The organism is Paenibacillus sp. R14(2021) (genome assembly GCF_019431355.1).
Lineage (GTDB): Bacteria > Bacillota > Bacilli > Paenibacillales > Paenibacillaceae > Paenibacillus_Z.
Genome location: NZ_CP080269.1, coordinates 131,159 through 155,836, shown reverse-complemented (window position 1 = coordinate 155,836; position 24,678 = coordinate 131,159). Strand labels below are relative to the sequence as shown.

The 24,678-nt window shown below is 53.1% G+C and carries 24 protein-coding genes and 1 other annotated feature (1 of these 25 running past the window's edge); of the genes, 14 read left to right on the top strand and 10 right to left on the bottom strand.

Features of this window, described 5'->3' with window-relative positions; translation table 11 throughout:
- Positions 1-184 (bottom strand) — a binding site (T-box leader) (it extends 114 nt beyond the left edge of the window).
- Positions 185-213: 29 nt separating this feature from the next.
- On the bottom strand, positions 214-489 hold the full coding sequence (gene yidD / locus KXU80_RS00750; RefSeq protein WP_219836416.1) for a membrane protein insertion efficiency factor YidD: 276 nt from the start codon (positions 487-489) through the stop codon (positions 214-216).
- 280 nt (positions 490-769) lie between these two features.
- Between yidD and KXU80_RS00745 the strand changes: the two genes are divergently transcribed.
- From KXU80_RS00745 to KXU80_RS00735, 3 genes are read left to right on the top strand one after another with little or no spacing between them, the layout of a single operon-like run.
- Entirely contained in the window at positions 770-1,762 is a 993-nt protein-coding gene (locus KXU80_RS00745; protein WP_219836415.1) for a Gfo/Idh/MocA family protein, read from the top strand.
- A gap of 51 nt (positions 1,763-1,813) precedes the next feature.
- Positions 1,814-2,788, top strand: coding sequence for an AraC family transcriptional regulator (locus tag KXU80_RS00740; RefSeq protein WP_219836414.1), 975 nt, complete (start codon positions 1,814-1,816; stop codon positions 2,786-2,788).
- Positions 2,789-2,792: 4 nt separating this feature from the next.
- Positions 2,793-3,878: a Gfo/Idh/MocA family protein gene (locus KXU80_RS00735; RefSeq protein ID WP_219836413.1), complete on the top strand. Its 1,086-nt coding sequence runs from the start codon at positions 2,793-2,795 to the stop codon at positions 3,876-3,878.
- A gap of 82 nt (positions 3,879-3,960) precedes the next feature.
- On the opposite strand, the gene KXU80_RS00730 is transcribed toward KXU80_RS00735, so the two are convergent.
- Both KXU80_RS00730 and KXU80_RS00725 read right to left on the bottom strand, forming a co-directional pair.
- Positions 3,961-5,934 (bottom strand): stalk domain-containing protein, encoded by a 1,974-nt coding sequence (locus KXU80_RS00730; protein WP_219836412.1) that lies wholly within the window; start codon positions 5,932-5,934, stop codon positions 3,961-3,963.
- 160 nt (positions 5,935-6,094) lie between these two features.
- The gene (locus KXU80_RS00725; protein ID WP_219836411.1) at positions 6,095-6,316 is read right to left on the bottom strand and encodes a hypothetical protein; all 222 of its coding nucleotides are present in this window, start codon (positions 6,314-6,316) and stop codon (positions 6,095-6,097) included.
- 147 nt (positions 6,317-6,463) lie between these two features.
- Between KXU80_RS00725 and KXU80_RS00720 the strand changes: the two genes are divergently transcribed.
- A complete protein-coding gene (locus KXU80_RS00720; protein ID WP_219836410.1) occupies positions 6,464-7,114 on the top strand; it encodes a YktB family protein in 651 nt (216 codons plus the stop codon).
- Between the two features lie 68 nt (positions 7,115-7,182).
- Here KXU80_RS00720 and KXU80_RS00715 read toward each other — a convergent pair whose 3' ends face one another.
- The gene (locus KXU80_RS00715) at positions 7,183-10,206 is read right to left on the bottom strand and encodes an efflux RND transporter permease subunit (RefSeq protein ID WP_308858148.1); all 3,024 of its coding nucleotides are present in this window, start codon (positions 10,204-10,206) and stop codon (positions 7,183-7,185) included.
- A 188-nt stretch (positions 10,207-10,394) separates the two neighbouring features.
- Here KXU80_RS00715 and KXU80_RS00710 point away from each other — a divergent pair, with 188 nt between their 5' ends.
- The 7 genes from KXU80_RS00710 to KXU80_RS00680 all read left to right on the top strand — a co-directional run bounded on the left by KXU80_RS00710 (position 10,395) and on the right by KXU80_RS00680 (position 17,093).
- Positions 10,395-11,876 (top strand): spore germination protein, encoded by a 1,482-nt coding sequence (locus KXU80_RS00710; RefSeq protein WP_219836409.1) that lies wholly within the window; start codon positions 10,395-10,397, stop codon positions 11,874-11,876.
- A gap of 23 nt (positions 11,877-11,899) precedes the next feature.
- Positions 11,900-13,105 (top strand): Ger(x)C family spore germination protein, encoded by a 1,206-nt coding sequence (locus KXU80_RS00705; protein WP_219836408.1) that lies wholly within the window; start codon positions 11,900-11,902, stop codon positions 13,103-13,105.
- 14 nt (positions 13,106-13,119) lie between these two features.
- Complete coding sequence (locus KXU80_RS00700; RefSeq protein WP_219836407.1) at positions 13,120-13,365, top strand: hypothetical protein; 246 nt, start codon at positions 13,120-13,122, stop codon at positions 13,363-13,365.
- Between the two features lie 6 nt (positions 13,366-13,371).
- A complete protein-coding gene (locus tag KXU80_RS00695; protein WP_219836406.1) occupies positions 13,372-14,478 on the top strand; it encodes a GerAB/ArcD/ProY family transporter in 1,107 nt (368 codons plus the stop codon).
- A gap of 110 nt (positions 14,479-14,588) precedes the next feature.
- On the top strand, positions 14,589-15,344 hold the full coding sequence (locus KXU80_RS00690; RefSeq protein ID WP_219836405.1) for an ABC transporter ATP-binding protein: 756 nt from the start codon (positions 14,589-14,591) through the stop codon (positions 15,342-15,344).
- The gene (locus KXU80_RS00685) at positions 15,341-16,360 is read left to right on the top strand and encodes an ABC transporter permease (RefSeq protein ID WP_219836404.1); all 1,020 of its coding nucleotides are present in this window, start codon (positions 15,341-15,343) and stop codon (positions 16,358-16,360) included. Before KXU80_RS00690 ends, KXU80_RS00685 begins: the two co-directional genes overlap by 4 nt.
- A gap of 67 nt (positions 16,361-16,427) precedes the next feature.
- A complete protein-coding gene (locus KXU80_RS00680; RefSeq protein ID WP_219836403.1) occupies positions 16,428-17,093 on the top strand; it encodes a TetR/AcrR family transcriptional regulator in 666 nt (221 codons plus the stop codon).
- Positions 17,094-17,186: 93 nt separating this feature from the next.
- On the opposite strand, the gene KXU80_RS00675 is transcribed toward KXU80_RS00680, so the two are convergent.
- The gene (locus KXU80_RS00675) at positions 17,187-18,383 is read right to left on the bottom strand and encodes an MFS transporter (RefSeq protein ID WP_219836402.1); all 1,197 of its coding nucleotides are present in this window, start codon (positions 18,381-18,383) and stop codon (positions 17,187-17,189) included.
- Between the two features lie 18 nt (positions 18,384-18,401).
- Entirely contained in the window at positions 18,402-19,664 is a 1,263-nt protein-coding gene (locus KXU80_RS00670; protein WP_219836401.1) for an MFS transporter, read from the bottom strand.
- Between the two features lie 141 nt (positions 19,665-19,805).
- Between KXU80_RS00670 and KXU80_RS00665 the strand changes: the two genes are divergently transcribed.
- Positions 19,806-21,272 (top strand): aminotransferase class I/II-fold pyridoxal phosphate-dependent enzyme, encoded by a 1,467-nt coding sequence (locus KXU80_RS00665; RefSeq protein WP_219836400.1) that lies wholly within the window; start codon positions 19,806-19,808, stop codon positions 21,270-21,272.
- A gap of 229 nt (positions 21,273-21,501) precedes the next feature.
- Positions 21,502-21,921: a DUF1885 family protein gene (locus tag KXU80_RS00660; RefSeq protein ID WP_219836399.1), complete on the top strand. Its 420-nt coding sequence runs from the start codon at positions 21,502-21,504 to the stop codon at positions 21,919-21,921.
- Positions 21,922-21,968: 47 nt separating this feature from the next.
- Here the strand turns inward: KXU80_RS00660 and KXU80_RS00655 are convergent, their stop codons facing one another.
- From KXU80_RS00655 to KXU80_RS27740, 3 genes are all read right to left on the bottom strand, one after another.
- Positions 21,969-22,274: a DUF1292 domain-containing protein gene (locus tag KXU80_RS00655; RefSeq protein WP_219836398.1), complete on the bottom strand. Its 306-nt coding sequence runs from the start codon at positions 22,272-22,274 to the stop codon at positions 21,969-21,971.
- Positions 22,275-22,392: 118 nt separating this feature from the next.
- On the bottom strand, positions 22,393-22,965 hold the full coding sequence (locus tag KXU80_RS00650) for a stalk domain-containing protein (protein WP_219836397.1): 573 nt from the start codon (positions 22,963-22,965) through the stop codon (positions 22,393-22,395).
- A 159-nt stretch (positions 22,966-23,124) separates the two neighbouring features.
- Positions 23,125-23,328 carry a hypothetical protein gene (locus KXU80_RS27740; protein WP_258171191.1) on the bottom strand — a complete coding sequence of 68 codons (204 nt, stop codon included), beginning with the start codon at positions 23,326-23,328 and terminating at the stop codon, positions 23,125-23,127.
- A gap of 174 nt (positions 23,329-23,502) precedes the next feature.
- Between KXU80_RS27740 and KXU80_RS00645 the strand changes: the two genes are divergently transcribed.
- Complete coding sequence (locus KXU80_RS00645; RefSeq protein WP_258171190.1) at positions 23,503-24,228, top strand: MBL fold metallo-hydrolase; 726 nt, start codon at positions 23,503-23,505, stop codon at positions 24,226-24,228.
- 69 nt (positions 24,229-24,297) lie between these two features.
- On the opposite strand, the gene KXU80_RS00640 is transcribed toward KXU80_RS00645, so the two are convergent.
- Positions 24,298-24,525 (bottom strand): DUF3892 domain-containing protein, encoded by a 228-nt coding sequence (locus tag KXU80_RS00640; protein ID WP_219836396.1) that lies wholly within the window; start codon positions 24,523-24,525, stop codon positions 24,298-24,300.
- Positions 24,526-24,678: the final 153 nt, after the last annotated feature.

Sequence of the window (24,678 nt, the reverse complement as noted above, 5' to 3'; positions counted from 1 at the left end):
CTCTGCGGATGAGCGCAGACCGTTAACGAGGTCAATCGCCGCAAGCTTACATCAGGTTTATCGCCTGCTGCTTGAGAGCGGTTCTCCGAGACCATTTTCCACAAGCTGCGCCTTGCCGGTTTCCAGCTACCCCGGCTCTCTGGTAAGGGCATTACTTCTGTACTTATCTCTTCATCGAAATCAGATATAAGGTCATTCAACCTCTTGCTGAAACTATACCGAATCATCCGCAGCACTGTCAAGGGCGGCATCTGCCCGGCGCGCGAGCTCATCGCGGGTCGGAGGCACAAAATCGATTCCTCCAGGATGAAAGGGATGACATCGGCAGATTCTTCTTACGGCGAGCCAGCTGCCGCGAACCGGTCCATGCTTGTCGATTGCCTCAAGTGCGTATGCGGAGCAGCTGGGGTAGAAACGGCATGTCGGCGGTTTGATCGGAGATATGAAGCGCCTGTATACATGTATCGGTGCTTTAAGAAAAGTCCGCATATCCGAGTTCTCCTTCATTATATTGCATTTCATCGAGAAGTCGAAGTTCATAGGATTACCTTTATCATGACGTAATTTAACGTTCGCGTCAATTTTTCGTAACCCTTGGAATTCACGTCATGTGTTTGTCGTAAATTTGAAGTTTTATTGTCACAGATACGTATTATTCCGTACTTTTATTTGTGTTACCGTATACATGTGTCGCATAATTAGAGCATTGAAAACTCTAAACGAACGACATGAACAATAATCTATTATCTCTAATAGGAGGAATTCATCCATGATTCGCGTTGGTATGCTCAGCTATTGGCATGTACATGCTTGGGATTACACGAAACAAGTGCAAGAAAATCCAAACACCGAGGTTGCCGCTGTTTGGGACGAGATTCCGGCACGCGGCCAAGAAGCCGCAGCCAAATTGGGCGTTCCTTTCATCGCTGACCTGGACGAGCTGCTTGCCCGCACGGATATCGATGCGGTCGTTGTCGATGCGCCATCGAATATTCACCGCGATGTCATGGTGAAGGCTGCTCGCGCCGGCAAGCATATTTTCACGGAGAAGGTTATTGCCCCTACGCTTCGTGAAGTGAACGAAATTCTCGCAGCCGTTCGCGAAGCGAAGGTTAAACTGACGGTTTCCCTGCCGCGTCTGAACGATAAATACACGCTGGCCGCGCAAGAAGTGCTGAGCAAAGGCCTGCTTGGTCAATTGACGCAAGCGCGCGTACGCCTCTCTCATAACGGCGCAACTGCCGACTGGCTTCCGAAGCATTTCTATAACCTCGAGCAAACAGGCGGCGGCGCGCTGATCGATCTCGGTTGCCATCCCATGTACCTGACTCGCTTGTTCCTCGGCCTGCCGCAAAGCGTGAGCGCTGCTTTCGGTTACGTTACCGGCAAAGAAGTGGAAGACAACGCAGTTGCGACGCTTCACTATGATAATGGCGCGATCGGTATCGTCGAAGCTGGCTTCGTAAATGCACATTCCCCGTTCTGCGTGGAGATTCACGGCACGGAAGGTACGCTGCTGTACGGCTTGCCGGATGAGGTCGTTCGTGTGAAAAGCAACAAGCTGGAAGCGCAGGAGTGGGTTACGATCGAACAGCCGGCAAATGCAATCTCCGCTTTTGATCAATGGGTCGGCCACGTATTGAACAACACGGAAGCGACTGAAAACGTCGGCCTTGCCGTCGATCTGACGAAGCTGATGGAAGCTGCAACGATTGCCAATGCCGAGAAACGCGTCGTTTCCCTGTCCGAACTGAGCAACTAATTCACGTCACAACGATTCCCTGTCCGCAGGAGAAGAAAGGGTGGTACTGTCATGGCAAAACCATTTGCTTATTCGCCGATGGCTGAGCGGAACGATGCGATCGACCGGCTGGATATCCAGTTTCGCTGGGGCGGCTACGGGTTTCGTGTCCTACGCTGCCACCTGACTTCTTTTTCCCCCGGCAAGATCGTCCGTTTTCACAAGCATTCGGAGTATGAGTTTCATTTCATTCCGCGCGGCAAAGGCACCGTCATTATGGAGGATACGGTTTATCCGCTCCATGAAGGACTCTTCTACTTGACCGGTCCAAACGTCATTCATCAGCAGGAAGCGGATGCGCGCGAAGCGATGGATGAGCTCTGTCTGCACATTGATATCGTCCCGATCAAGGATACCGATCCAGACGAGAATTGGGGAGACCCATGGGAGCGGCATGAAGCGGAATCCTGCATGAAAGCGCTTGACTCTCTGCCCTTGAAGCCTCATGTCGACCAATACAACGCCATGAACTGGTTTCTGACGGCTTACCGCGCCTGGAATGAAGGACAGCCTGGCGCATTCTCGACGATCAAGCAAGCCATTATTCAAATTCTGCTTCGTTCCGCGAGAATGTCCGCCATTCCAAGCCTTACTTTCGAACCGCCTTCCAGAAACATGAACGAGCACCGGTTTCGCATCGCTTCCCAGTTTATCCATGACAATTACGCGCAGCCATTGACGCTGCAAGAGGTAGCCGAACGGATCCCGATCAGCGCAAGGCAGCTGCAGCGTGTGTTCAAGGAGCAGGGCGAGGAATCCTTTACTGCTTATTTGGAAAATTACCGGTTGTCGCAGATTTGTTCCGCCATCGTAGAAGGCAATCGACCGATTGAACAAATCGCGCTCGAGCACGGCTTTGCCAGCAGCAATTATTTGTATTACGTCTTTAAGAAGCGATTCAACATGACACCCAAACAATTCCGCAAACAGCACACTTCGGTGAGTGAGGCATCCACACCCGCCGAAATCGATAAAGGAGAGCTGTAAACTAATGAGCAAACCCCCTATTCGAATCGGAATCATCGGCAGCGGAGGCATCGCGCATGCGCATGTCCGGCAATACAAACAACTTCCAAATGTAGAAATTGTCGCTGTAGCCGACGTCATTCCGGGCAAGGCGAAGCAATTTGTGGATTCGCTTGAATTAACGAACGCGCAAGCTTTCGACGATCACCGCAGTATGCTGGATCTGGAGTTTGAAGGCGTCAGCATCTGTACGCCTAACGTCTCCCATCACTCGACTACGGTAGATGCGCTGCGGGCAGGCAAGCAGGTACTGCTGGAGAAGCCGATGTCGGTAACCCTAGCGGAAGCCGTCGATATGGTGCAAGTATCCAAGTCGACCGGCAATATGCTGACAATCGGCTTCCAGCCGCGCTATGACCCCAACATGAAGCTTGTGCAGGATATCGTTCAATCCGGTAAGCTCGGCAACATCTATTATGTTGAAACCGGCGGAGGCCGCAGACGCGGCATGCCGGGCGGCACCTTCATCAGCAAGGCGCTTGCCGGAGCCGGCGCTATGGCCGATATCGGCTGCTATTCGCTCGATATGGCATTGAACGCGCTCGGCTATCCGCGCCCGCTGACGGTTTCTGCGTATACATCCAACCATTTCGGAACGAATCCGATCCACCACCCGGAAGCGAGCAAATTCGAAGTCGAGGATTTTGGCGTTGCGCTCGTTCGCTTCGAGAATGATCTGGTGCTTCAATTCAAAATTTCATGGGCGATGCATATGGATTCCCTCGGCTCCACGATGTTCCTCGGCTCGGAGGCAGGACTGAAGGTTAACCCGTTCGGCACAGGCAATTGGTCAGGCGTATGGGACGGCAAGGTCGGCAATATGACGTTATTCCATGATTTCATGGGTCAGCCGACATCAACCCCCGTACCGGTCATCGAGCACAGCAAAGACCTGTTCTTCGAAAAGGTGCGCGACTTTGTTGATGCTGTCAGCGAAGGCCGCCCGGCTCCGATTCCAGGCGAGCAAATTATGATCCAGCAAGCGATTATCGACGGCGTTCTCCGCTCTGCAGAACTTCGCCGCGAAGTTTCGATCGAGTTGCCCTACTAATCATCACAAGCCCAAGAGGCCATCAATCAGCAAAGCGCTGATTGATGGCCTCTTGGCTTTCCCTAAGCTTGCGCTCCCCTGACTACCAGCGAACCTCCGGCAGCGGCAGGAACAACATCGCAACCGGCATGTTGCTGCCCGATGCGAGCGTAAACACGATATCGACTGACTCTTCGCTATCTCCTGTACGGTACAGGACTGCAGCCTGTGCATTGCTGGTCAGCGCCATATTGTTGGCCACTTGCACCACCTGGCCATTAATGACGAACGCCCCCGTATACAGCCCGCCTCGCGCATTTAACGCAATCAATGTCCGCGGTGCCACATGCGGCAGATGCATTTGGTACAGTACGCCAAAGTTGCCTGTATTGTACTGCAATTGGCCGGTCGTATCGTCAATGCCGTCCAAGTACTTATCAATCGTCTTGTCGCCGAGCATGACCCGCTGCGGCGTACTGCCAAGCGTATCTTCAATATCGATGGTACGGTCGGCGTTGTAGAACGTGCCTCTGACATGGATGCCGTCACGAGGCATAACCGTCAAATTCGGCAGCTCCGCGATGGCATTCTTATCCGCAGCCACGACCACGATTTGGAATTGCAGCTCCTGGTCGCTGAACACATCCGCGTAAGCACTGAGCACTTCATTCGGCTTCATCGGTGTTTTCGAAATTTCAGGCAAAATTTCAACCGTTTGATGAGGACGGACCGAGATCCACTTAGGCGTCGGATTGTTAATAAGCGACGTTAAATAACGAACCGTCGACAGCTTCCCTGTATTCGACACGTACGGATCCGGTCCGCCGATGCCCATGGAGCTCGTATTCAAGTTTACCGGCGTACCGTTGTTGTTGGTGGCAAGCAAGTACATGCGAACCGGATACCCGATTTTATTCAAATTATGGAACATGAAGCGAACTTGACCGGTCAGCTGCGCTTCATAGGCGATGCCTTCCTGAAGCAGTGTTTCCGGGCTGTTGCTGCGTACCATCTGCGACGATTCCGGCTGGATCGAATATTGGTAAGCCGGCACGTTAAGCACGGAATTACCATCGATCGAGAAGACATTGCCGATGCCGGTTTTCAAGCGATAATACTCATCGCTCGTATACAGCACTTCGTTCGTCACCGTGACGGTTTTCGTAATCGTGGAGATGAGTCCATGACGGTCTTGGACTTCCAATGTTACGGTCTTCTCCCCTGCTTCGAAAAACACAGGCGCATTCCCGGTAAACGTGCTGCGAACGATCGCGTTCTCGTCATCCGTACTCAGATTCGTGTACAGAATATCTTCACCGATCCGGTACTGGCTCTTCTCTGTCTTGAAATCCGCTACAGGCGGCAGATTCGGCGGTTTAACGACCACCGTGACGGAATAGGGATCACTCCACGTACCGTTGCTGTCTTCCACCTGTCTTGAGACGACGTACGTTCCCGCTTGAGGGAATACATCCATCTTGCCGTCCCAGCGCTCATCCACGAACGGCAATCCTGTCGCATTCGTGGAATGATCAATATAACTAACCGTGGTCTGACCCGCGTAAATTTCCGCTGGTTGGACCTCGAAGTCCGCCGTCGGCTTCTTTGGGATGACGACGCTTGACCATTGTAACGTAATGGTTTTGCCGACGACCGATACGGAGCTCTCCATCAGCTCACCCCAGGAACGCAGCGGCACCATCAGGTATCCGTTTTGAATGAACGGGACGCCTTTCAGCTTCACGGCCACGCCGTCGAGGGCGGCAAAGCCGCTGGAAATTTTGAAACGAAGCTCGTGTGTGCCGTTCTTCGCAACGGACTCTTTCTTCTTGGGATCATACGAGATTGTATACCCATAACGGGCTGCGATCGAACTAAATGGAATAAAGGTCGTGCCATTGATCGCCGTCACGGGCTGCGCCGACTTGTAAGGGCTCCCGTTGTGTACCATGGCGGTGCTTCCAATCTTTAGTACCAGCTGCTCAGAGGCGCTCTCCGCAGAGGCCTGCTGGATTACGGCATTCGTAAAAGGCAGCAATAAGAGCGATAACATTAACATCAACTTCAATGATTTCATGCCGATCTCCTTTTCTCTCACACATTTCTAGTTGCAAACGCGACATTTCGGAATCATATCGGTTGTTCTTCAACCACGCATGACACTTAAACGTTACGCTTGCTGGGAAAGTTGCGATAAAATTGGAAAGAGACATATTTTGGACACATTCTCGAATGTCTTAACGGTTCACGCGCATATTGATCAGAAAAAATAAAACCATGATTATAAATGACGCAATGCTGAGCACCGCGAACGTCAGCCGTTTTCGCTTCTCCCTTGCAAGCCGCTCCGCGTCTTGCTCTGCGCGGGCAAGCGTAACTGAACGGTGTACAAAGAGGTACACGATCGCCAATGTTACAAAAACCATATTCGATAGAAACCACAACTGCTGCCAAAACATGATAGACCTCTCCCAACTTCAGGTGTACAACTATACTAGAGTAGACTACCGGAATCGTTGCGAGAATGCAAACGAACGAACCGCCGTATGCTATAATGAACAAATTACATCAACTCATTAGCAGACCGAAAGGATCGATGATGGATCATGACACTTGACACCGTTTCCGGCAGCCCCGCGTTCGCCGGGTTTACCCCTGATGATTTCGACGTATTCGCCGTGCCGGGCTTGGAGCCCCGGATGGATGCCCTTATATCTCGCATACGTCCCAAGCTGAACGAGCTTGGCGAGCTGCTTTCCCCATTTCTTACCGAGCTGTGCGGGGAAGAGATGTTCCCTCATGTTGCGAAACACGCTCGCCGTACCATTAATCCGCCGAATGACACCTGGGTCGCCTTCGCGCCGGGCAAACGCGGATACAAAATGTTCCCCCATTTCCAAATTGGACTGTTCGGCTCCCATGTATTCGTTCAGTTCGCCATTATCTATGAATCCGATAACAAGTCGGTCTTCGCCGAGCATGCCCTTCAGCAGCTGGATGACATCGAGCGGCATATTCCGGCCGATTACGTCTGGTCGAGCGACCATATGGTGCCAGGCGGCGATAAACAAGGCGAGCTCGGCCGCGAAGGCTTGATCAAGCTGCTGGAACGGCTTCGTACCGTGAAAGCGTCGGAAGCGCTCTGCGGCATCATCATCGACCGCCAGGATCCCGTCCTTGCGAACGGCGATGCTTTTCTGGCCAAGGTGGAAGAAACGTTCCGTACGGTGCTGCCGCTTTATAAGATGTCCTTCTAAGGCAGCTGTCCCGCTGCAGCATAAAGCCCTGACCCGTTGAACGGGTCAGGGCTTTCGTTGTTTACCGATTAGGCCGCGTGTTCCATGTTGATGGCACTGCGCTGGCGTTTCGATTTGCGGAAGAAGAATAGTTCATAGATACACGGCACGATGACCAGTGTCAGCAGCGTCGCTGCGGCAAGGCCGCCGATCACGACGATGGCGAGGCTTTGCGATACGATGCTTCCGCTCTCGGACGAACCGAATACAAGCGGCAGCATAGCCGAGATGGTTGCGATCGCCGTCATCAGGATCGGACGGGCACGCGTCGACGCGGCTTCGATGAGCGATTCGCGGATCGACATCCGCTGCTCGTTCTGTTTGACGCGGTCGATGAGCACGATCGCGTTCGTAACCACGATGCCGACGAGCATCAGCGCGCCGAATACGGCCGTGAAATCCGGCGACACATTGGAGACGATGAGTCCGACGACGGCGCCGATTGCCGCCAGCGGCAGCGAGCACAGAATCGCAAGCGGAGCGCGCAGCGTCTTGAACGTGACGACCATGATCAGATAGACGATCCCGATGGCGACCAGCATGATTATACCGAGATCCGCAAAGTCGGAGGACTGGTCTGCCGAAGCGCCTCCGACCGTATAAGCGATGCCTTCCGCTTTCTTGAGGGCATTGACTTTCTTCGTAATTTCTTTGCCTACGATGGACAATTGGCTCGGCTCTACATCCGCAATGACCCGGACGTACGGCTTGCCGTCTTTATGATAGTATACGCTCGCCTGTTCGCTCTTCACCAGTTTGGCCACGGACGATACGGCTGCCGGGCCCTGCGGCGTCATGATCGTCAGCGCGTTCAGCTCGCTCTCCGATTTCGGATCGACTGAAGGCTGCAGAATGACGCTCGTCTGACGGTTGTCGATCGCGATTGAACCGAGCGGGATCGGATTCAGCAAGCCTTGCAGCTGCGAGGCGATTTCTTGGCCGCTTGATTTCGTTGGATCCAGCTCGAACGTATAGACAGGCTTCTTCTGCTCTTGATTCGTCTTGACCTTCAGCACGTCTTTGATCGGTTTAATAGCGGCTACGATATCGTCCGCGCCTTTGGCGATCGCATCCAAATCATTGCCCGTGACGTCGACGAGCACCTGCGTGCCGCTTGAGCTGCTTGCAAAATCCATCACGCCGGCATTCAGATCCGCGCCAGGGAAATTGGCACGCTGCGCTTTCACGTCCGCGATCAGCTTCTCTGCGTCAGCGCCGTCTTTCATGTCCACGAGATACGTAACGAGCGTCGGCGAGGATACTTCGCCGTATTTTGCGCCGTCGGAGCTGTTGCCGTTCTGCATCAGCACCCAATCGATATCGCTCCGTTTGTCAAGCGTTGCTTCCAGACGGCGTCCCGCTTCAACGACCTTGTCGATCGGCGTTTCACTCGGGTATTCCAGCGTCACCGACAGGTTGGCGGCATTGGAGGAATCAATCGCGCCCTTCGGCATAGCCATGTATGCGCCGACGGAACCGACCAGAAGCAAGACCGCCACAACGAGCGGCACCCATTTAAATTTCAAGCACCAGCCGAGGAAATTCGCGAAACGCTTGGAGCCTTCGTGCTCCTTCATCTTCGTATTGCGCAGAAGCACCGCGCTGAGAATCGGCACAACGGTCAATGCGACCAGCAGGGATGAAAGCAGCGAATACGTCACCGTGAGCGCGAATGGCAGCAGGAACGCCTGCAAGGAGCCGCGCAGCAGGCCCATCGGCAGGAACACCGCTACGGTTACCAGCGTGGAAGACGTGATGGCTGTCGCCACTTCCTTCGTCGCGTCCATAATGAGCTGGACGGAGAACGATTCTTTCTGCAGGCGGCGGTAAATATTCTCGATGACCACGATGCTGTCATCCACGAGACGGCCGACGGCGACCGCTACACCGCCCAGTGTGATAATGTTCAGCGTGACGCCGGACACTTGCAGCAAATAGAGCGTAATGCCAAGCGACAGCGGTATGGATACGATGGTTACCAGCGTCGCCCGAATATTGCGCATGAACAGCAGAATGACGACTGTTGCGAACAAGGCGCCCATCAATACTTCGCGGAGCATGGAGTTCACGGAATGCACAACCTGCTCGGACGTGCTTGAGAGCACTTTGATTTCGACGCCTTTATACGATTTGCTCAGACGGTCGACCGTGCTCTGCACTTCGTCTCCGACCTTAACCGCGTTCGCGTTAGCCGTCTTCGAGATTGTCAGCATGAGTACATTCTTGCCGCCCAGGCTGCTGATGCTTTCCTGTTGCTGCGCCAGCTTCACATCCGCTACATCGCCAAGCGTAACTCCTTGTGCGACAGGCAGCTTGCGAAGTGTATCGATATCGCTGATATTCGCTTCGACGTTAATGTTGCCGGAGGCGCCGTCGATCGTTTTCTCTCCGATTGAGGCTGCCGTGCCGCGGCCCTGCAGGACACCCATCAACGCTTGGAAAGGCACGCCCTTCGCCGACAGTTTGGACATATCGGGAATAACCGAGATGCTCGGCGTCGACTTGCCGCCCAGCGACACTTCGCCGGCGCCGTCGATTGATTTGAACGCATTGACCAGATCCTTCTCTGTCTTCTCCCGATCGCTTTCCTTCACGCCGTCAAGCCCGATCGATACCCAAGAGATTGGAATCATCGACGTGTTGAACTGCACCACATAAGGCGTCATCACCCGCGCCGGCAGCTGCACGGCACGAATAGCCGTCTCAACCTCGGCTTTCGCTTCCTTCATGTTCGTCTTGGAATCGAACGCTAGATCGATTTTGGAAAACCCGTTGCCGGATGATGAAGTCATTAAGCTCTTGCCTTTCACGAACTGCACGGCGTCCTCCAGCTTCGAGGTGACTTCCGTTTCCATTGACTTGGCGTCGTAGCCGGGTCCGATCGCTGCAATCGTAACCATCGGATTATCGGCTTCGGGCAGAAACTCCATCGGCAGCCGGAAATAGCTGACAACCCCCATCGCCAGTGCCATAAGCACAACAAGCTTCATTGCGGCTTTATTATTGAAAGCCCATTTCGTCATCCACTGCATTCCTTCGTTTGCTCCCTTCAACTATGGTTCTCCTCAGAACTCCTTGTTAAAGTCTACCTTTTCCGAAAAGAAGCGGAAAACGTCTCTAGACCAGTCTTTACCCCCGACCTAAGACGGATGCCGAACTGCGTCCCGCGATCCCCATGCATAAAAAAAGGGTGGAATTGGAAGCCTTAGAAACAAGCGAATACTGGAAAGGAAGGTATCAGATGTCCATACCGATTTTTTCAGAGATGGAGACTAACTTCGCTGTTATCCAATCCCGATTTGAGCATTGCTCGGATCTCACGATGTATCGCTGGAGTTATGGGCCTAAGCTGGGGAATAAGGCGCTGTCGATCTATTTCGATACGCTCGTTCTCGATAAACGAACCAATTATTTTCGGCAAACGCTCCAGGATCTCATTACGCACAAGCTGGGAGCCGGCACCGAGGTCACCTTAGAAATGATCATTACGTGCTTCAGCCATCATGTAACGTCGCAGGAATCCGCCTTTCTCATCGAAACGATGGAGCAGGCGGAGCAGTTTCTGCTAAGCGGCTGCTTGGTTATTTTTATCGACGGCTGGAATCAGGCCATCTGCTACCGGACCGGCAGGTTTGAGACCAGGCAGGTGAACGAGCCCGTTACGGAGCCTGTGGTACAGGGACCGCGGGAGTCCACCATCGAGAATTTGAAGAAGAACATCGGCATGATCCGCACGCGCATCCAGAGCGCCTCGGTGAAATTTCATTTAATAAAAACCGGCGGACGCGCGCGCACGACGCTTGCGTTCGGTTATGTCGACGGCGCGGTCAAGCCCGAGGTGCTGGCCGCGTTCGTCGACCGAATCAGCAAGCTGCCCGACAGCGATATTCTAGAAACCAGCTATGTGGAGGATTTCTTGGAGGAGCGGACATGGAGCCCCTTCCCGCAATATCGCTACACTGAGAGAACGGACGTGGCGGCGGCAGCAATGCTGAGCGGTAAAATCGTCGTGCTTGTCGAAGGGACGGGCAGCGTCCTCATCTGCCCGGCGACCTTCTTCGAACTGCTGCAATCAAGCGAGGATTTCTACCAGCGTACGATTATCGCCAATTGCATCCGCCTCCTGCGTTTATTCGCGTTCCTGATCGCCCTCGGGCTGCCGAGTCTCTATATCGCGATCTCCACCTTCCATACGGAGCTGATCCCGACCGTATTGCTGCTTGCGATTATCGATTCCAGGGAAGGCATTCCTTTCCCAGCCTTTGCAGAGGCGATCATTATGGTCTTTATCTTCGAAGTGCTGCGCGAGGCCGGTATACGCCTGCCGCGTCCCGTCGGATCCGCAGTCAGCATCGTCGGCGCGCTCGTCGTTGGCGAAGCTGCGATCAGCGCAGGCATCGCGTCGCCGATCATGGTCGTCATCATCGCTCTCACGGGCATCGCCTCCTTCGCGCTGCCGCAGTACAATCTCGCGATTGCGCTCAGGCTGCTGCAGCTTCCGCTCATGATCTTGTCCGCCATGCTTGGCGTGTTCGGATTTATGATCGGCTGCCTGCTGATTTGGATCCACTTGATTCAGCTCAAATCGCTCGGCGTTCCGTATATGGCGCCGCTTGCGCCTTGGACGCCGAGCGAAATGCAGGAAACCGTGTACCGCAAGCCGCTCAGGAGATTAATGAAGAAAGACAAGCAGTCCCGCTCTCCCCTGCGCGGCAAATCATAACAGAACGAAAGGCGGACTAGCCGATGGGCGCATTGCATAGGCTGCTTGCTGCGGCCTGCTGCCTCCTCTTAATCTGCGGAGGAACGACCGGCTGCGGTGATCGCGCGGAATTGCCCGAAAAAGCATTCGTCATGGGAATCGGCTTCGATGATGCGGGCCGGAACGAAGTCCTGGTTACCTTTCAGGTCTATAAGCCTTCCCAAACCGTCGCCGCCAAGGGAAAAACAGGCCTTCCCTATATTAATGTGAGAACGCGGGACAGCTCGGTCGTCGAGGCGCTTCGCGACATCACAATCCACCTTGGACGCAAGGCGCAGTTCAGCCATATGCGCGTCATCTTGATCAGTGAGAAGCTGGCCCACAAAATCCCGATCCCCCAGCTGCTCGACGTGTTCTACCGGGACAACGAGCCGCGGCTGACAAGCACCGTCTTCATCACGAAGGGCAGCGCTTCAGCATATTTCGAGCATAAGCCTTTCATCGAAAGCACCATCAGTCAGCAATATTATCTGAGTGAGCGCTCGGCCAGCAGCAACAGCGGAAAGACGGTAGAGTCTAATCTGCTTAAGCTTGCGCTGCAGCTTCGAAGTCAATCCGGCGTAGGCGCACTCCCGTATTTGGCCGGAAGCCCGAGAGGAACAGGGAAGGAATCCAGTGCAGCCGGCCTCAGCATCATCAAAGGCGGACTCGTCGTCGATTCATTCCTTGGTACAGATACGGAGGGCCTGTTGATGCTCATGAAGCAATATACGAACGGCATCCTTCAAGTCCCATGTGAGGCGAAGGAAATCAAGCCGGACGAGGAGCAGCATGACCGAACCATGCTCAATGAATCTGTGGAAACCCTTCATTTCGACGAACATCGCCAGGTCAAGCTGCAGGGCGATAAAATTAAGGTGAGCTACAAGATCAACGCTTCGGTCGCGGCAACGGAGCTGTCTTGCTCGGTCATCAATACCTCCGAGGAAGAAGAGGCCTTCGGCGCAAAGGTATCCGATGTCATCAAGAAACAAATGCTGAAATCCTTGGTTCATTTGAAGCATCATAAGGCCGATCTGATCGGCATCGGCAACGATATTTACAAGCATCATCCGCAGCTTTGGAAGAAGTGGGAGAAGGATTGGCCGGAAAAGTTCGCTTCCATTGAATATGACATCCAAGTCGATACGCTGCTGATGACGCATGGCACGACGGCAGGCAGGACCTTGCTGGAGACAAAATCGGATTAAGCGGAAGTGAGATTATGCTGGTTGTCGTTTTGCTCGTAAGCATGTTCGCCATGATGGCGGTTGATTATAAGGACGGCGTTCGGGAAGGGCCAAGACCCACCCGCATTAAGCTGATTTACGTCGTGTTGGTTGTTCTGAGCGTCTACCATATCATCACGATATACGGCAGATTGAAGCTATACACCTTCTATGACGTCGCTAATGCGATATTAGGTCCTGGCGCCGATTCGTTAGTGAAATGGTTAACAACGAAAGGATGAGACAGGTTGCAGTACAAGATTACCGCCAATCAGGCAGCGCTGCTCTTGTTCGTCTTTATGACGAGCTCTTCCATCATTAATATACCAAGCCCCATTATCAGCTTTGCAGGAAACTTAGCTTGGATCAGCATTATGATCTCTGCATGTCTCGGCATCCTGACGATACTTCCCGTCATCTGGATGGCCAAGCGGCATCCCGGGCTCAGCTACATGCAGTACAGCCGTTCAATTGTCGGCACGCCGATTACGATCGTGCTTGGTCTGCCCTTTCTCTTTTTCCAGCTCCATATGGGGGCCGCGATCGTCCTCGATATCGCCATGTTCCTGAAAAGCTCCATGATGCGCAATACACCGTCCTACTGGTTTATATTCCTCACCTTCATGGTGGTGGCGCTCTCTGTTCGCGCGGGCATCGACAAAGTAACCGGCTTGTTCCCGATTCTCATGGGCAACGTCATGTTCTTCGTGCTGCTCATCACACTCATGTCCTACAAAAACTACGATATCGGCAACCTGCTGCCGCTAATGCCGGACGGACCAAAACCTCTGCTTCACGGCATTTATTTCTCATACGGCTTCCCGTTCGGAGAAATCATTCTATTCACGATGATCTTCCCCTTCATTCCCTCGTTCGGAAGCAGGTTTACGTTCAAGGTCATACAAGCGGTCTTATTCACCGCGATTTCATTGGCCCTAACGACCGTTGTGACCATTATGGTATTCGGCCCTCTGGCGGGCGAACGCAAATATTCGCTCTTCGAGGTTGCACGCACCGTGGACATTATCGATGTCTTTCAGCGCATCGAGGCACTCATCGGCTATTCCCTGGTCGTCGCATCCTTCATGAAAACGACGATCGTGCTGTTCACCGCGCATCAAACCTGCGCCCATCTGCTGGGGCTAAAAGAAGACCGCATGCTGATCTTCCCGATTGCACTGCTAATGGCTTGCGTGTCCATATCGGCATTGATGAGCGGGGATGCCAAATGGTCTTACGAGGTCAGCACCATTCATCCTTTATGGGGCTTTATTTGTATCGTCGTCCCGTTCATCGTGGTGTGCGCGGTCGATTTAATTCGCGGCAAGAAGCAGCCTCAAGCCTCTTCTTCATAAAACAGGCTTGTTCTTGCATAATAATGAGTGATTACTCACTATACAAAATAATCCCATCTGTCGTATGATTGCAGTGAGTGATCACTCATTTCTATGAAGGATGTGACCCGATGCATTCATGCTCTTCTTCTTCTTCCGATGCCGCTCCGGCGGTTGATGTACGCGGCGTAACCCGCTGTTTCGGGAGCCGCACCGTGCTCGAAGCCATTACACTGAAGGTGGAACGCGGCGAGCTGTTCGGTCTGCTTGGTCCCTCGGGCTCCGGCAAGACGACGCTAATCAAGCTGATTACCGGCATCGACAAGGCCGACCAAGGCTCGGTCTTCATGCTGGGCGAACCCATGCCAAAGCTGGCTATGCTGCAGCGGTTCGGGTACATGGCACAGTCCGACGCGCTGTACAACGAGCTTACGGCCAAGGAGAACCTGATGTTCTTCGCGGCCTTGTACGGCCTGAAGGGCGTGCATATGCAGCAGCGCATCCAATTTTCGATGGCCGTCGTCGATTTGGAAGATCATCTGAACAAAGCCGTCTCCGCCTACTCCGGCGGCATGAAAAGGCGGTTATCGCTCGCAATCTCGCTGCTGCATGAGCCGGAGCTGCTCGTGCTGGATGAGCCGACCGTCGGCATCGATCCCGTCCTGCGGAAATCGATCTGGCAGGAGCTCGGCGAGATGCGCAGACGCGGCACGACGATCATCCTGACAACGCATGTCATGGACGAAGCGGATAAATGCGACCGCCTTGGCCTGATCCGAGGCGGCAAGCTGACCGCGCTGGGTTCTCCGGAAGCGATCAAGGCAGAGAGCGGCAGCGCAACAATCGAGGAAGCGTTCATCGCACTCGGGGGAGGTGCCGGCGCATGAGAATCCGCGCACTCGCCATTCGCATTATCCGCCAGTTTGTCCGCGACAAACGGACGCTCGCCCTCTTGTTCCTCGCGCCGCTGCTTATTCTCGGTCTGATGAAGCTGGTATTCAACGGCAACCCCGTCCAGCCCGATATCGGCGTCGTTCAAGCGCCGGCCGCCATCGTGGAACGGTTGGACAAAACGGAAGCTGTCGTCACCGCCTACCCAGATTCGATTTCCGCCGAACAAGCACTGAAGGACAGAGACTTGGATGCGGTTCTATCATTTGCCGGCGGCAAGCCATCCATCGAGCTGGAAGGCAGCGATCCTTCCGTGAACAAGCTGGTTCTGCTGCTGCTGCAGCGCACGATGAGCGCGGAATCGTCCGGCATTCAGCCCGAAATCGCCTATTTGCACGGCACGGAAGATATGGCAGCCTTCGATTCCTTCGGTCCCGTCCTGATCGGCTTCTTCTCTTTCTTCTTTGTCTTCATGCTGGCCGGTGTCTCGTTCCTGAGAGAACGCACAAGCGGCACGCTGGAGCGGCTGCTCGCCACGCCCATTCGCAGAGCTGAGGTAGTGCTAGGGTATCTGTCCGGATTCGGCTTGTTCACCCTGCTGCAAGCCGCGCTCATTGCGTGGTTCTCCATCAGCGTGCTGGGACTCTATATGGATGGCTCCATCTGGTATGTGCTGCTGATGAACCTGCTGCTATCGCTTACGGCGCTGACCTTGGGTACGCTGCTCTCTTCCTTTGCCAGCAATGAATTTCAAATCATTCAATTCATCCCGCTCGTCGTTGTTCCGCAGGTCTTCTTCTCCGGCCTGTTCAATTTGGACACGATGGCGCCATGGCTGCAGCAGCTAAGCCGCATCATGCCGCTCTATTACGGCGCGGACGCCATGCGCGGCGTGATGATTCGAGGCGAGGGCTGGAGTAGTATCCAGACAGATGTATACGTTCTGGTCGGCTTCTCCGCCGTCTTCGCGCTGCTCAACGTCCTCGCCCTCAAAAAGCATCGCGCCATTTAAGAATGACGATTCCTATGCTATGATGATTTCTAATTATAGGCTTGCAGTGCAATAAGGAGTTGGCGTCATGAGCAACACGATGGAAGAATGGATGGAAGAGCTGTTGAAGAGCGATGCCGCGAACGACAAAATGACCGAGAAGCAGACGAGAATTCTACAGTCTGCCATCGAAGTGTTCGCAGAGAAAGGATACGCCGCCTCATCGACAAGTGAAATCGCGCAGCGCGCGGGCGTTGCGGAGGGAACGATTTTCCGGCATTACAAAACAAAGAAAGATCTGCTGTTTTCCATAGTGGCACCGGCAATGACCAAGCTGATTGCCCCGTTCGTGCTGCGCGGGTTCAGCAAAGTACTCGACACGGAATACGACAGCTACGAGGACGTGCTGCGCGCCATGATCGAGAACCGGATCGATTTCTTGAAGAAGCACCGCAATGTGCTTAAAATTCTGCTGCAGGAAATTCCGTTCCACCCGGAGATGCAGGAGCGCTTCCAGAAGGATGTACTTGGAAAGGTGCTGGAACGGCTGCAGCGTATCGTCTCCAAATTTCAAGCCAAGGGGCAGATGGTGGAGATCCCTTCCTATACCGTCGTGCGGCTCAGCATCTCTGCGATTATGGGCTACATTGCTGTGCGCACGGTATACGGCGAACAAGAGAATGCCGTCTGGGACGATGACCGGGAACGCGAGGAGACGATTGCTTTCGTGCTGCGGGGTCTTGGATTGAAATGAATAGCCTGACATAAGAAAGAAGCTTCAAGCAGCAGCTTGAAGCTTCTTTCTTATTCTAGCGCACATTAACGAGCATGCGAGTATAACCAAGTACTATGAAGCAGAAGCCGTTGGTTTAACAGCATCCTTGCTGCGATCGAGCATCTTAAATCGAAGCAGCAGCACAAGTGCTGCAAGCGAAAGCAGCCCGCCGGAAACGTAAGGCAATGTAAGGTTCAGTGAATACAGGAATGCGCCGAGCAGCGGTCCAATAATGCGGCCCAGGCTGTCCATCGACGAGCTAAGGCCTGACGCGACGCCTTGTCCCACCGTTGTATTCTGCGTAATGAGCGAAGTGACGCATGGACGGATCAGCGCATTGCCGATCCCGAAGACGGCTAGATAGATGGTAGCCGACAGCAGCGAATGCGCCGTGACCAAGAGCAGGAAGCCGACTGCCGAAATGATCAAGCCTGCTGCCATATAAGCGGGCTCTTGTCCTTTACGGATGCGTTTGCGCACGATTCCGCCTTGAATGAGAGCACCGACAAGTCCGCAAATCAAGAACATGAAACCAACCTGCAGCGGCGTCACGTCAAAACGCTTCATGCCGAACAGCTGAAGCGTTGCTTCAAGACCTGACAAGGACAGCGAAACGATCAACGCGAGCATATACAAATATTTAACCGATCCCGTAAACGCAGACCATCTGGAAGGCTTGCGTTCATGCGTGCTTTGGCGCATATCCGGGGTCAGCGACTCCGGCAGCTTCGTTACGGCGATAAAGAACGTGACGAGCGATAATGCCGCAGCGGCGAAGAACGGCGTGTTTTGCGATACCAGACTGAGCAATCCCCCGAAGCCCGGACCGATCGTAAACCCAAGTCCGATCGACATGCCGACAAGGCCCATGCCTTTAGTTCGCTGCTCCGGCGGCGTAATATCCGCAACGTATGCGACAATGACGGAGGTCACGGCGCCCGAGAACAGTCCGCCCAGCACCCGCGATGCGTACATGATCGGCAGGCTGCCGTCCGCAATACCGAACAGCAGGAAGCTGGCCGCGAAGCCCAGCACGCCTATTAGGATAACGGGACGGCGTCCGATTCGATCCGATAGTCCGCCCCACATCGGTGAAATTAGAAATGCTACAAGAGAGTAGACAGAGAGCATAAACCCGGTATGGAACTCTACTTTGTCCGGACTAGCTTCTTTAATAAGCTCCGGCAAAACCGGAATAATAATCCCGAATCCGATAAATGTCGTCATCAGCATAATCATGACGATGCCAAGTCGTTTGTCTTTGTTCATAGCGTTCCCTCCATCTCATCATGTTACCACATCTGCTTTATGTCTTGTTATGAACAAATGAAGAACAAACAAGAGCAGCAGTACGGCACCGCTGACGAGAAACGGCGAATGCGGCCCCAGCACATCCCACAGCTTGCCGGAAATGATACTGCCGAACACCATACCCAAGCCTTCAATGGTCAGGAAGAAGCCCCATACCGCTCCCCGCTCCTCCTTGGGAATCGCCTGTGCGATTAGCGCATTCCATGCCGGTATGATGCAGGCGTAACCGATTCCGACAAAGGCTACAATAATAAGGACTAGCGGCAGCGATCTCGAATAGCCAAGCGTCGCGAGTGAAATTGCGGCAGTAATGAAGCCGACATGCAGAAACCATTTGGTGCCGAAGCGGTCTACCCATTTACCGACGGGGATCAAGCCAAGTACGGTAACGGCTCCGCCGGCGACCAAATACATGCTGTACTGCTGCGGCGTCAGATGGAGCACGGTCCGCGCATATTGGGTTAATACCGGCGTGAGCAGTCCGAGCGCAAAATTCTGCGTGAACATCGCCGGATACAGCAGCTTGCTCGCATGGAGCGAAGCGCCGACTTTGGCGAAATAGCGGCGAACGCGAACGCGCCATGCCAATCGTTCGAGGTTATGCTTAACTGCCGTGACGGCTGGGTCTTCCCGATTCTCGAGCGCCAGAGACTGCTTCTTCCCCGGCAGGAAAAATGCGAGAATGACAACGATCAGCATCATCCCGATCAGAATGCGGAAGGCCGGCGTATACGTATGTACGATAAAGAAATTGATCACGATAGGACCGCAGCCGACCCCAGTCAGCCATGCCATATAGACGACGCTCATAATCGTGCCGCTGGCTTCGTTGCCCGCAACCGTCGTTGACCCGTTAATGACGCAGGGCCACAGCGGAGAAGTTCCGATGCCGAGCAGCAAGCATGCCACCACAATCCAGCCGAGTCCATTCGTTAAGCTGACGATCAGTACCGCCGCACTCGTGAACAAGACACCGAACAGCATGACGTAGCGGTATCCGATTCGGTCAATGATCCAGCCAAGCGGCGAGCGAAATGCGTTATCGCCAATATACTGCAAGGCGAGCGCCCAGCCTACTGCGAAAGCAGAGAGATGAAGCTCTTCTCTCATATAAACCGGTAGTATGGAGACGAGGAGCGCGCCTTTCACGAATTCTACGAGGTACATCATGATGAGCAGCTGCACGACGAACGGCGACGACAGCACTTTTTTGCCGCCCCAGCTTTTTGTAATTTCCATGGAGATTCCCCTTCCCTGCCTTCTGCCGAATATCCCATTGTTTATCTAGTGTCAACAAAAATCTTGCTTGCAATCCCCCCTGTTTTTGCTATACTGGGCTTTGTTTGTTAACAATCCACATGAAAGGCTGGGATGAAAGCAATGGATCATACCCGGACCCCGCTCTTCACCGCTCTGCGTGAACATGCGGCCAAAGACCCTGTACAATTCCACATTCCCGGACATAAAAAGGGAGTAGGCAGCGACTCTGAATTTCGTGAATTTATCGGTGACAACGCGTTGTCCATCGACTTAATAAATATCGCGCCTTTGGACGATTTGCACCAACCGACAGGCGTTATCGAAGAGGCCCAAAAATTGGCAGCCGATGCTTTCGGAGCTGATTATACCTTTTTTTCGGTACAAGGGACAAGCGGCGCCATCATGACCATGATTCTGAGCGTATGCTCACCCGGCGACAAAATCATCGTACCTCGCAACATTCACAAGTCGATCATGTCCGCGATCATTTTCGCTGGTGCACGTCCGATCTTCATCTCTCCGGCTCGCGATGCGAACCTCGGGATCGATCACGGCATTACGACGCGCTCCGTGCAGCGCGCGCTTGACCGGCATCATGACGCTAAGGCGGTACTCGTTATTAACCCGACTTATTACGGCGCATGCGCGGACCTCAAAGAAATCGTCGATTTGGTCCACAGCTACGACATTCCCGTTCTCGTGGACGAGGCGCATGGCGTTCTCATCCATTTCCATGAGAAGCTTCCGATGTCCGCCATGCAGGCGGGAGCCGATATGGCGGCAACGAGCGTCCATAAATTAGGCGGATCCATGACGCAAAGCTCTGTCCTGAACGTACGCAGCGAGCGCATTAATCAGAAGCGCGTCCAAACGATCATCAGTATGCTGACGACGACGTCTACCTCGTATATTTTGCTGGCATCGCTGGATACTTCACGCCGCAATCTGGCCATCAACGGCCATGACATCGCAGAGCGCGCAATTAAGCTGGCTCAGCATGCAAGAGAGGAAATCAATAACATGCCCGGCCTCTACTGCATCGGCGAAGAAATTCTAGGTACGGAAGCCACCTACGATTACGATCAGACCAAGCTGACCATCCATGTACGCCATCTAGGCATCACGGGGTATGAGACGGAAAACTGGCTTCGCGAGCATTACAACATCGAGGTCGAGCTGAGCGACATGTACAATATTTTGGCGCTCGTTACCCCTGGCGACACGGAAGAATCGCTTGGCAAATTGCTGACTGCGCTTCGCGATCTGGCCGAGCAGCATCACATCAACGAAGCTAACGAGCTCGTCGTCAAAATTCCGGAGATTCCGCATCTGTCACTTACGCCGCGCGATGCCTTCTACGCCGATACGGAAGTCGTGCCGTTCAAAGAATCCGCCGGCCGCATCATTGCGGAATTCATCTATGTCTATCCACCGGGTATTCCCATTCTGCTGCCGGGCGAAGTCATCTCGCAGACGAACATCGATTACATTATCGACCATGTTGAGGTGGGACTGCCGGTCAAAGGCCCCGAGGATCGCAGCATTCAATTCGTTAAGGTCATCGTGGAAGAAGAAGCAATCTCGTAGCTTTAACATGTACAATGAAAATCCCCGATTCGCTCACTTATGAGCGGTTCGGGGATTTTCATGTTTACTGAAAGAGCAGATATTCGCCTCTCATCGTATGAATTCGAGCAAGGTGACTTTGCCTGGGCATGCTTCGGGGAAATGAATCGCCCCTCAGGTATTAACGAGCAGCTGGTTGTTATTGTCAAGCTATTTCATGAATGCTATGATGAGATGGGGGTGGGCGATAATGAGTCAAAGCGCTTACATAAAATTCGTGCAAGGTTCAACCGTAGATGCACTCAGCCTCGCAGAGGTGAAGGAACGGCTCGTCCGTTACCAGGAACAAACGGCTCTGACCGGGCAGCAATTGGACTGGAATTATACGGAGGCTGCCTTTCCCTATACCGTGGAAACGAAGCCGGGCGAAGAAAACCGCTGGTTCTACCTTAAAGGAACGCATCCACAGTACAATTACATTCTGTTTGGGGTAGGCTCGGAGACCGTTGGAGAACGAAGCGTATCGCATGTTCAGGTCGTACTGCCCGACTCCTCTACTCACGGGGACAAATCAAAGGCGAATGAATTATGCAAGTACTTCGCTAAGCATCTTCAAGCCGAATTAACGATGTTTAACGGACGAACCATTTACTATAATCCGCGCAAATAAGTGAATTGCACAAAAAACTCCGCTGCCGGGCAGCGGAGTTTTTCTTCTTATGCTTGACCTTCGCTCTCGCTCTTCGCGATTTCTTCGTAGATCGCCGTTACGCGTTCCCACTCTGCATCGTCTTCAATACCGACCAGGAAAGCTTCACCGTCTTCTTCTTCAATACGGAAAATTATACCGTCAGCTTCAGGATCGTTACGGTCCAGCAGCACGGAATAAACTTGCTCTTCGGATTCAAACGTAAATACCATAACCATTTCACGCTCGATACCTTCCTCATCCGCGACAAGGAAAACGTGTTCTTCGTGGTCATGATCGTGATTGCAATTCTCGTCATGTACGTGATCGCTCATTGTATTCCCTCATTTCCATTCATTAATGCGCTTCTTTCGTATCGTAACATGGAACAATCTTACGGTCAAACGAAAGGGCGCTTCTGTTGTGGGAAACAGAAGCGCCATAAAGCCGTAATTATGATTTAGCTGCTGCCGTAATGGTCTTCTCCGATACGCCCTGCCAATCGTCGCTGCCAGCCGCTTTCAAGTAGAAGCGAATCGTGTATTTGCCTGCAGTGCTAAACGAATAGTTGAAATCGTCCGTACGGTACCAGAAATTATCTTTATCGACGGTAACATTCTTGGATTGAATCGTCTGTTCGACGCCGCTAGGATCGGTAATCGTTACTTTCACGGCCGAGATCGCGGTCAAAAGATTATCAATTTGGGCGAACACTTTGAAGCTGATTCTATCGCCCTTCCAGACATTTCCGAAGATCGTCGTGTCCTGGAACAAGAACATATGCACATTCGGTTTGTAAATCGTCACTTTCTTTGCGTTGTCATCCCAATTGACGAGTGCCTGCAGCGTGCTCGCCACCTGACGGACCGATAAATACGTTTTGCCGTCCGTAAAGATTCCCGCATCATCTAACTCGCTGCCATTAACGATGACTCGAATCCGCTGAGACGCACCATCTGCAAACAGCATCGTTCCGCCCCACAATGACAGGACCAGCGACAAAATGAGAAGCTTTCTGAACTTCATGGTGGTAAACCTCCGTCCGTTAATCTGGATGTATGGTTATACTCTCCAAGTCGTCCAAAGTTGCGCCAATCCGAAAAGTTTTTTCCTATCGCGCGGCGTGTCAATTTATGTTGAAAACTGCGCTTGCCTGGGAAATAATAATCCGGGAACTATCGCAGACTATACGTATGTCCGCGTCAAAATGCATGGCACGCCCTTACCAACCGCTCCCGGCTGCTTCATGCTTTCATAGTACCGCATGCCTCTAGCGCAAGGCGTTTTGCACACTGCGCATGTATCCGAAAGCACCAGTTTCAACACGGCCTGCTTCCGGTCCGAAGGGGATTTCTTTTTCTTTACCGTTTTGCCTTTGCTTGGAGCCATCTCTCCGCACCTGCCCATCTCTGCAATCGTTCATTGCTATCGTATGTGGGCTAACGGGATCGGTGCTTGGCAGCCATCCGAATACTTAGAAAAAATAATGTTCGCCGCGCCTTTTCAATGCCATGTGGAAATGATAAATTGGAAAGGAATTGTAACGCCTAGGAGGATGCGCGATTGGATATTCAGATGCTTGGAACGGGCAGCGCTTTTGCCAAGACATATTACAACACGAATGCGCTTTTTTATACGGATCAGCACACCCTTCTCCTGGATTGCGGCTTAACGGCGCCTCGGTCCTTGTATAAATTGGACAAGTCGATCGACGATATAGATGCCTTGCTGATTAGCCACATTCATGCCGATCATATCGGGGGCATGGAGGAGTTTGCATTTCGCATGAAGTACACGTTCGGCCGCAAACCGCTGCTGTTCGTGCCGGAGCCGCTTGTTGACGCCCTGTGGGAAACTTCACTTAAGGGCGGGCTTACGCAGGATGAGAGCGCTTCGCTGAGCGATTATTTCGACGTGCGGCGCATTCAGCCGAATGTCAAGACCGAGCTCCTGCCCTGGTTCGCAGTGGAACCGATGCAAACCGCCCATATTCCGAATAAGAAAAGCTACTCCTATCTTATTAACGACACGTTCTTCTATTCGGCGGATCTGATCTTCCATCCGGAGTTGCTGCGGCAGCTGATCGACCGTGGCTGTCAAACGATCTTCCACGATTGTCAGCTGAAGCCGCCTGGTGTTGTGCATACCACGTTAGAGGAGCTCCAGACACTGCCTCTGGACATTCAGGAGCGGATCTGGCTAATGCATTACGACGATACGAAGCCGCAGTATGAAGGACACACCGGCGTCATGCGGTTCGTTGAGCAGCATAAGCGGTACAGCTTCTGAAGCTAATTATGCAAGAAAAAAAGCCCAATTTATGGGCTTTTTTTCTTGCGTGCTTATGGAGTACAAGAATTAGAAGTTAGGGAGCTGGTCTAGATTGTTCGTCGGATCTCCGTCCGCGTCGCCGCGGATATACATTTCGCCGTCCTTGCCTTTAAAGACGTTCACGCCGGCGATGGAGCCGCTCTGAACAGCCGACAGCGCCTCCTCGTAATTAAGCTCCCGGCCGGACGACGTCTTAAACGACATCAAATCGCCGTCTCCGTTTTTGCGTGCGGCAACGAAAGATTCTCTTTCCATTCCCGCTCCCACCCACTCACCATCTGGGCTGAACATGCGTACCATATATTGAATCCTCCTTCTGTTAGTGCTCTCGTAGCATGGCTTGCCTTTCAGCGATTTATGCATAGATAACAATCGGTATGGTGCACGGCTGCTTGCAAAAGCATCATC

Bases quoted from the DNA above. Each gene is read 5' to 3' on its own strand.
- yidD (WP_219836416.1), bottom strand. From the start codon at position 489: ATGCGGACTTTTCTTAAAGCACCGATACATGTATACAGGCGCTTCATA.
- KXU80_RS00745 (WP_219836415.1), top strand. From the start codon at position 770: ATGATTCGCGTTGGTATGCTCAGCTATTGGCATGTACATGCTTGGGAT.
- KXU80_RS00740 (WP_219836414.1), top strand. From the start codon at position 1,814: ATGGCAAAACCATTTGCTTATTCGCCGATGGCTGAGCGGAACGATGCG.
- KXU80_RS00735 (WP_219836413.1), top strand. From the start codon at position 2,793: ATGAGCAAACCCCCTATTCGAATCGGAATCATCGGCAGCGGAGGCATC.
- KXU80_RS00730 (WP_219836412.1), bottom strand. From the start codon at position 5,934: ATGAAATCATTGAAGTTGATGTTAATGTTATCGCTCTTATTGCTGCCT.
- KXU80_RS00725 (WP_219836411.1), bottom strand. From the start codon at position 6,316: ATGTTTTGGCAGCAGTTGTGGTTTCTATCGAATATGGTTTTTGTAACA.
- KXU80_RS00720 (WP_219836410.1), top strand. From the start codon at position 6,464: ATGACACTTGACACCGTTTCCGGCAGCCCCGCGTTCGCCGGGTTTACC.
- KXU80_RS00710 (WP_219836409.1), top strand. From the start codon at position 10,395: ATGTCCATACCGATTTTTTCAGAGATGGAGACTAACTTCGCTGTTATC.
- KXU80_RS00705 (WP_219836408.1), top strand. From the start codon at position 11,900: ATGGGCGCATTGCATAGGCTGCTTGCTGCGGCCTGCTGCCTCCTCTTA.
- KXU80_RS00700 (WP_219836407.1), top strand. From the start codon at position 13,120: ATGCTGGTTGTCGTTTTGCTCGTAAGCATGTTCGCCATGATGGCGGTT.
- KXU80_RS00690 (WP_219836405.1), top strand. From the start codon at position 14,589: ATGCATTCATGCTCTTCTTCTTCTTCCGATGCCGCTCCGGCGGTTGAT.
- KXU80_RS00685 (WP_219836404.1), top strand. From the start codon at position 15,341: ATGAGAATCCGCGCACTCGCCATTCGCATTATCCGCCAGTTTGTCCGC.
- KXU80_RS00680 (WP_219836403.1), top strand. From the start codon at position 16,428: ATGAGCAACACGATGGAAGAATGGATGGAAGAGCTGTTGAAGAGCGAT.
- KXU80_RS00675 (WP_219836402.1), bottom strand. From the start codon at position 18,383: ATGAACAAAGACAAACGACTTGGCATCGTCATGATTATGCTGATGACG.
- KXU80_RS00670 (WP_219836401.1), bottom strand. From the start codon at position 19,664: ATGGAAATTACAAAAAGCTGGGGCGGCAAAAAAGTGCTGTCGTCGCCG.
- KXU80_RS00665 (WP_219836400.1), top strand. From the start codon at position 19,806: ATGGATCATACCCGGACCCCGCTCTTCACCGCTCTGCGTGAACATGCG.
- KXU80_RS00660 (WP_219836399.1), top strand. From the start codon at position 21,502: ATGAGTCAAAGCGCTTACATAAAATTCGTGCAAGGTTCAACCGTAGAT.
- KXU80_RS00655 (WP_219836398.1), bottom strand. From the start codon at position 22,274: ATGAGCGATCACGTACATGACGAGAATTGCAATCACGATCATGACCAC.
- KXU80_RS00650 (WP_219836397.1), bottom strand. From the start codon at position 22,965: ATGAAGTTCAGAAAGCTTCTCATTTTGTCGCTGGTCCTGTCATTGTGG.
- KXU80_RS27740 (WP_258171191.1), bottom strand. From the start codon at position 23,328: ATGGCTCCAAGCAAAGGCAAAACGGTAAAGAAAAAGAAATCCCCTTCG.
- KXU80_RS00640 (WP_219836396.1), bottom strand. From the start codon at position 24,525: ATGGAAAGAGAATCTTTCGTTGCCGCACGCAAAAACGGAGACGGCGAT.